Consider the following 6,807-nt stretch of genomic DNA (forward strand, 5'->3'; position numbering starts at 1 on the left):
ATGGCAAGATTTTTGTCATCAATTTAGAAAGATGCTACCGGATCCGGACCGGTGATACCGGTCCGGAAGCGATTGGCTAGGTTGCAGGGCGCTTTGTGGTCTTTGGTTCGGGCGGGGCCGCGTCTGAACCAGAGACCACGGCCTTTCGCGGAAGAGAGGCTCGCTTCTGGCGGTCAGTAAGACTTTAGGGCGTGCGCGGTGTCTTTTCGAAATTCGGGCATGAAAATTTTTACCGCCGGGGCGAAGCGTATGCTCCCAACTCCAAAAGCTGTCTCGGACTTTTACTTAGAAGCTCAGCGCCGTTATGGGTGATGAGGAGCATGTCTTCCAGCTTAACGACCCCCACCTTTTCCCTGTACATGTGGATTTCAAGGGCCATGACGTAATTTTCCTCCAGCTCGACATGGTTGGTTGCGGAGATAACCGGCGGCTCGGAGCATTCCAGCCCGACGCCATGACCAACCATATGGCTTTTCCGGTTGTTCCCGAAATTCAAAAAGGCATCCGAGACTTTCAGTTTGGCGGCCTGATCCATGGCTAAGTGAAAGAGCTCGCTGCATTTTACGCCCGGCGCGAGGTTTGCTAGCACTCGGTCGGCGATCATTTTCAGATTTTTGTACAGGTCGCGAATCTGATTGTCGGCCTTTCCCACGCAATAGGTCCTTGACTGGTCCGCATGGTATCCTTCGACCAGGGTGGGAATGTCGACCACGACCAGATCGCCTTTTCTGATGACTCTTCTGGACGGGCCGGCCGGGACCGCCGGACTCAGGCCCACCCCGGTGACGCTCAAAACCACCCCGCTGAATTCAGCCAGGTTGGGTCCTGAGCTAAGTGGTCCCCGGCCCATGAAAAAATCCGGCAGCCTCATGAAAAAAGTTCCTTCATGTCCGGCCAGCCGCTGCGCATTCTCAACCGCAGCGGCCAGTTCCAGCTCAGTACAGCCTTTTCGTAAGGTCGCCAGAACCGCTTGGTGGCCCATGTCGACCGCGGCGCAGGCGGCCCTTGATGCTTTCGATTTCCGTCGCGTCCTTGGTCTTGCGTTGATCCAGAATCAGGGGCGAAATATTGGTGAACTCGTAGCCGGAAAAAATCAGGTTGAATTTATTGAGAGCTTCCACGGTCAGGATATCCAGTTCAGTGCCGATGGTTCTGCTGGAGGCCAGTTGCGAGGACAGCTCTCGGAAAATATTTTCCAGGCGGCGTTCGGCCTTGATCCTTTCCCGAGGAAGAAAACTCTCACGCCGGGCGAACTCAAATCCGCTTTTGACAAAAAGAAAGTACTCCTGGGGCAGGACAGCAAGATACGCGGGCTGGGAGGTACCGGTGTAGTAGAACACGTCGCAAGAATAAAACAGCAGGGCTGCGGGCAGCTTGTGTTCCCGCATTTTTTCCTGTAAACTCTTGATTCGGTATTCGGTCTGCATCTTAGCCAGTCTCCCGGTGGTCGGTTTTTTTCAGAAAGAGATCAACCCTTACTATAAAGTCGGATTTGTTGGCAAGGGGAAAGCCGGTGGTCGTCGTTTTGGGGTCAGGAGAAAATTTATGGCGGATAGTGAATTTGTCATCAGACTGATGACGCGGTCGGAATTGGATATTGCCATCGACTGGGCCGCGGAGGAAGGCTGGAACCCCGGGTGGTTCGATGCGGATTGTTTTTTTGCCGCTGATCCTCAGGGCTTTTTCATCGGTCTGGTCAATAATCAGCCGGTGGCCATGATTTCTGTAGTGAAGTACGACGCATCATCGGGTTTTGTCGGTTTTTATATGGTCAAGCCAGAGCTTCGCGGTCGCGGTTACGGTCTGCGCCTCTGGAATGCAGCTCTCAATGGTTCCGGAGGGCTTTGCCTTGGTCTCGACGGGGTCGTGTCCCAGCAGGGTAACTACCGGAAAAGCGGATTTAACCTGGCTTGGAGAAACATTCGCTGTCAGGGGAAAGGGGGCGGTCCTTTGCCGGAGAATTTGCGGATGGTTCCGCTTTCGACCATTCCCCTGGCTGAAATCTGTGCCTATGACCGTTTTTTTTCCGGCCGACCGCCGGGGGTTTCTCGAAAGCTGGTTCGCGCAGCCCCAAAGCACGGCGCTTGGGGTTCGGGGGCGGGACGGCCGGCTGTCGGGTTATGGGGTGCTGCGGGCTTGTCGCTCCGGCTACAAACTCGGGCCGCTGTTTGCAGATACGCCCGAGTTGGCGGAAGAGCTTTTTCTGGCCTTGAAAGCCCATGCTCCCGAGGCGGCTTCAGTTTTTCTTGACGTGCCGGAAATAAATGCCGCGGCGCGCGCCTTGGTCGAGCGTCACCGGCTGACCCCTGTTTTTGAAACGGCGCGCATGTATAGGGGCAGATGTCCACAACTGAGCCTGGAACGGATGTACGGCATCACGACTTTTGAACTGGGGTGAGCGGGTTTCCCGCAGGCCTTGCGTTTTATTGAAAGGTTGACAAGGTTTTTATATCGCGATTGAATTCGGAGGCGGTTTTTAACCCGTCAATGCGGGCTCTGAACCCCGGGCTGCGGAGACAATATCCATGGTTTTTGTCAATATCCTGTTGCCAATCTTTATGATTATTGGTCTCGGAGTGCTTTTTGAAAAACTCAAGCAGCCGGACTTTAAGTCGATTTCCAATCTGACCCTTTATTTCTTTACTCCCTGTCTGATTTTCGCCGGCCTGCTCAAGGAGCATTCCCAGATGAGCGTTTTCTTGCCCAAGGCGATTCTCTTTATGCTTCTCCTGACCTTGAGCTTCTGGGGCCTCTCCCTGCTGGCCGGGCGCCTGCTGAAGCTTGACGCAGGTCGTCAGAGTGCCTTTTCCCTGACCACCATCATGATGAACAGCGGAAATTACGGGCTTCCGTTGGTGCTTTTCGCGTATGGGCCGGAAGGCCTGGCCTATGGAGTCATCGTCCTGGTGCTGTTTACGTTTCCCCTGGGTACCCTGGCCGTTTACATCGCTTCGCGAGGCCGCGACAATCCCGCCAAAGCCCTGCTGGAGATGTTCAGGGTGCCGCTTTTTTATGCGATTATTCTGGCGACCGTCTGGCGCTGTTTCAGCTGGCCCCTGCCCGGGATTGTTTTCAAGGCCGTGGACATGGTCGGGCAGGCGGCAATTCCCGGCCTGTTGATGCTGCTCGGCATGCAGCTGGCCCGCACCCGGATCAAGGGCGATCTGCCGGCAATCGGGATCAGCAGCCTGTTGCGGCTGGTGGTCTCACCGTTGCTGGCGACCCTGCTTTGCGCCGTGCTCGGGATTCATGGCCTGCCCCGGAAGGTGTTGATTCTGCAGACCAGTACCCCGGCGGCGATAATTCCTCTGCTCTATGCCGTCAATTACGATACCCATCCGGAGATGGTCGCCGGAACCATTCTGGTTTCAACCCTGCTGAGCGCTTTGAGCCTGACCGTGCTGTTGTCTGTTCTCGGGGTGTGATGGCGTTTCGGGAAAGTGGTGTGGCGCTCGCGCTTGACCACGACCGGAATTTTATGATTGGTTGAGCGCAAGGAATCTGTCCAGTTGGACGCGGTTCTTTCCTGTCAGGTCAAGAAACTGGAGGCCCAGGGCCATGGCGTCATCGTCCTGCGCCAGGCTTCGCACCGCGCTTTGCAGAAAAAGCTCGCCATCCACTCCAGGCAAGGAAAGAAACAGTGAAACCTCGGCTCTGATTTTGATGGGATCCTTTGACCATTCAAGTTCCTGCAAGCTGATGGTCAGCCGGCAACCGCCTTTACTGATGTCGTTCACCATGGCCTTGAACCGCATTTGCCGGTTCTGGTGTCGGGTGACAACCTCCAGGCGCGCCGGCAGGCTACATTCAAATCTTTTGTGAATTCTCAGATTGAAATCTTCAATCGTTGTGGGGAATCTGACAAAGACGACATTGAAGGTATCAAACAGGGGTAAAATCACCTGCGTTTTGAAGCCAAAGGCGCAGCCCTGATACACGTAGCGGATAATCAATTCCTGGCCTTGCCGGAAAAATTTTTCCGGGTTTTTAAGCCAGGGAATCTTGATCAGCAGATAATTCCCTTCTTCCTTGCCCACCAGATAACTTTTTAAACGACCGGGATAGCCTTCAATCTGAAGTTGCAGCGCCGTGTTAAAGTCCATTCCGAAACCTCGGTTTTTGAAAATAGGGGAATAGAAAACCGGCCGGGCCACCCTCAAGATTCGTGAGCTGATTTCCCAGCTCGTCAAAAATCTTGGAAAATGACGGCAAAAACCAGGTTTCGCCGTCATTTTCCCATCGTGTCATCCTTTAAGACAGCGTAACCTGCTTCTTGTCACAAACCGTGGCGTAAATCAATACCTAATTTGTGGATTTAGATTTACAGATCTCCTATTCATTTTCAAGCAACATGCTCATACCCATTCCTCCCCCGACGCAGAGGCTGGCCAGACCCAGGGTCAGATTTCGGCGCTTCATTTCCTGTAAAAGAGAAATCACGATGCGGGCGCCGGTACAGCCGACCGGGTGCCCCAGGCCGATGCCGGAGCCGTTGACATTGGTAATCTCGCGGTTTAAACCTAGTCCCTGCTCGCAGGCCAGGTACTGGGCGGCGAAGGCTTCGTTAAGTTCGATAAGTTCGATATCGGAAAGCCGGCAGCCGGTTTTCTGCAATAGCTTCCGGGTCGCCGGTACCGGGCCCCAGCCCATAATTTTCGGGTCGCAACCCGCAACCGCAAAGGAGTGAATCCGGGCCAGAACCGGCAGTTTCAGGGCGACTGCCTTTTCCCGGCTGGCAAGCAGGCAAACGGCGGCTCCATCATTGAGGCCGGAGGCGTTACCGGCGGTCACGGTGCCGTCCCGGGCGAAAACCGGCCTGAGCTTTTCGAGCTCGGTCATGGTCAAACCCCGGCGTGAATGTTCATCCTCGGCAAAAATCAGAGGCGTGTTTTTTTTTCGGGGAATGGTCAGGGGAATGATTTCGGCCTTGAAATTTCCTCGATCAATCGCGTTTTCAGCGTTATGGTGGCTGCGCAGGGCGATGATATCCTGTTCACGGCGGGAAATATTATATTGGCGGGCCAGATTTTCGGCCGTCTGCCCCATGATAAAGCCCGGAGGTTCGAGCAGGGTGGAGCCGGAATGGAGCAACTCCCACATCGAGTCCATCATCTGGCCATGTTGCAGACGGGCGCCCCAACGGGCGGCGGGCAGGCAGTAAAAGGCGTTTGACATCGATTCCATGCCTCCGGCCAGAATTAATTCGGCATCCCCCAGACGAATTTTGTTGGCGGCCTGAGCCAGGGCTTCCATGGCACTGGAACATTGCCGCTGAATCGTGACTGCGGGCACGGCGGCCGGAATGCCGGCCGCCAGAGCCGCGGTGCGTGCCGTGTTGGCTTCGTCCGGACACTGCACACAGTCTCCCATGATCACATCATCAAGTTCACCCGGATCGATCTCCGGGACCCGGTCCAAAACGCCTCTGATTACCTGCGCCCCAAGCTGATGCGCCCGCAGAGATTTCAACGATCCACCGAAATCCCCGATGGCGCTGCGTCCCAGGGCGACGATCACTGCATCCCGATTACGTTTCATAATCAATTCTCCGGTTTTAGTGCCTTACAGGTTATTATCTTGTTTTTTTTCAATATTATTCCAACCGCAAAAACAAGAAAATGTTCTGATAAGAGCACTTATTTGCGGGCTGTGAAGACCTCTTTGGGTTGCGGGACTCGCTCCCGCATTAGTTTTGTTCGGCAAACATGCCGGCTGCGGCCAGATGCTTGACTACCGCTTGGGCAAAGCCCTGGATCAGTTTTTTGGTCGGCCGATCGATCGAGGTTTCGGAGGTCAGCGAAATTGTCAGAGCACCATCCTGGGCCCGGTAGAGGTTGGATTCCAGGGCGTAGACCGCGGTGGTCGAGGTTTGTGAGCCTGGGGGACAATGCGACAGCGAATATCTTCGGTTTTCCCGGTAGTCACTGTCCCAGCGATTTTCGCAGTTTCCTTTTGCCGTGATTCGAGTTTCGGCAAATTTGTCAACTATGCGAGAGAGCAGAATGCCGTCAAATGAATGCCGGCCGATAATTTCGGTAATGTTTTCAACCGAAGAGCGATTGCCGGCCGGTAAGACGGTATGACCCGCAGTGGCGGCCACGCCTTTGTCCCTGAGTTCGTGGAGCAGGGCGAGTTCACTTTGACGGCCGATGTTCTCGTCCAGGAAAAGGCTGACCACGAGAATATTTTTAAAGTTTTGGTTGCCGTTCTCCTGATTCTGCTGGATTCCGGTTATCCGGGTAGCGGAACAGGCACCTGTAAAAAACATGACCAACAATAATAACCAGAAGATTTTTTTCATCCTACTGCTCCCTTGAAAAGGTGGCTGACATGGTTTCTTGCAGGCGGCTGCTAAAACTATTCTTTTATACCAGGGCGGCAATGGCGCCGGTGTCGCAGGTTCAGGGCAAAAGAAACCGGTATCGGGTTTGTTCCGGCATTTTGCGGTTACATACCCGATGCCGGCAGACAATGTCAATCTTCTATGTGAAAGTGAAGGTGGATTCAGTCGGAATGCTTTTGGGTTTGGTCGTAGCGGGGGGTAACATTCATACTGATCTTTGACAGTTGAAACGGCGTTAGAAAATAAATTTGTTGCTATACTTAGCTTTCAGCGATGCCGGGTTGGCAAAAAACCAAAAAGATAGTGCCACAGAATAAAATATATATCTTTACTAATATGAGAATAATCGCTAAAAGTGGGGTGTCTTTAACGAAAGAGGTTCCCCATGTTCGCTCGAGTCAAAAAATCCGGCAAGTACGAATATCTCCAAATCGTTGAAAACCGCAAAGAGCAGGGCAAAGTCA

7 protein-coding genes and 1 pseudogene are annotated in these 6,807 nt (G+C 53.8%); 3 read left to right on the plus strand and 5 right to left on the minus strand.

Annotation, left to right across the window (positions count from 1 at the left end; genetic code table 11):
* Window positions 1-80: transcriptional regulator (locus tag ENN66_08015; protein ID HDS16536.1), on the plus strand; the 80-nt coding region annotated here is incomplete at its 5' end.
* A gap of 149 nt (window positions 81-229) precedes the next feature.
* Here the strand turns inward: ENN66_08015 and ENN66_08020 are convergent.
* Both ENN66_08020 and ENN66_08025 read right to left on the minus strand, forming a co-directional pair.
* Window positions 230-982: an aminopeptidase P family protein gene (locus tag ENN66_08020; protein ID HDS16537.1), complete on the minus strand. Its 753-nt coding sequence runs from the start codon at window positions 980-982 to the stop codon at window positions 230-232.
* Window positions 936-1,427: a hypothetical protein gene (locus ENN66_08025; GenBank protein HDS16538.1), complete on the minus strand. Its 492-nt coding sequence runs from the start codon at window positions 1,425-1,427 to the stop codon at window positions 936-938. Before ENN66_08025 ends, ENN66_08020 begins: the two co-directional genes overlap by 47 nt.
* Before the next feature lie 148 nt (window positions 1,428-1,575).
* On the opposite strand from ENN66_08025, the pseudogene ENN66_08030 reads away from it, so the two are divergent.
* Window positions 1,576-2,398: pseudogene (locus ENN66_08030) on the plus strand (GNAT family N-acetyltransferase).
* Between the two features lie 127 nt (window positions 2,399-2,525).
* Window positions 2,526-3,425, plus strand: a complete 900-nt coding sequence (locus ENN66_08035; protein ID HDS16539.1) for an AEC family transporter — start codon at window positions 2,526-2,528, stop codon at window positions 3,423-3,425.
* A gap of 51 nt (window positions 3,426-3,476) precedes the next feature.
* Here the strand turns inward: ENN66_08035 and ENN66_08040 are convergent, their stop codons facing one another.
* The 3 genes from ENN66_08040 to ENN66_08050 all read right to left on the minus strand — a co-directional run bounded on the left by ENN66_08040 (window position 3,477) and on the right by ENN66_08050 (window position 6,301).
* Window positions 3,477-4,232 (minus strand): flagellar brake protein, encoded by a 756-nt coding sequence (locus ENN66_08040; protein ID HDS16540.1) that lies wholly within the window; start codon window positions 4,230-4,232, stop codon window positions 3,477-3,479.
* A 100-nt stretch (window positions 4,233-4,332) separates the two neighbouring features.
* Window positions 4,333-5,538 carry an acetyl-CoA C-acyltransferase gene (locus ENN66_08045; protein HDS16541.1) on the minus strand — a complete coding sequence of 402 codons (1,206 nt, stop codon included), beginning with the start codon at window positions 5,536-5,538 and terminating at the stop codon, window positions 4,333-4,335.
* 148 nt (window positions 5,539-5,686) lie between these two features.
* Complete coding sequence (locus tag ENN66_08050) at window positions 5,687-6,301, minus strand: hypothetical protein (GenBank protein HDS16542.1); 615 nt, start codon at window positions 6,299-6,301, stop codon at window positions 5,687-5,689.
* Between the last annotated feature and the right edge of the window lie 506 nt (window positions 6,302-6,807).

The sequence above is a fragment of the Pseudomonadota bacterium genome, assembly GCA_011049115.1.
Classification (GTDB): domain Bacteria; phylum Desulfobacterota; class Anaeroferrophillalia; order Anaeroferrophillales; family Tharpellaceae; genus DSCM01.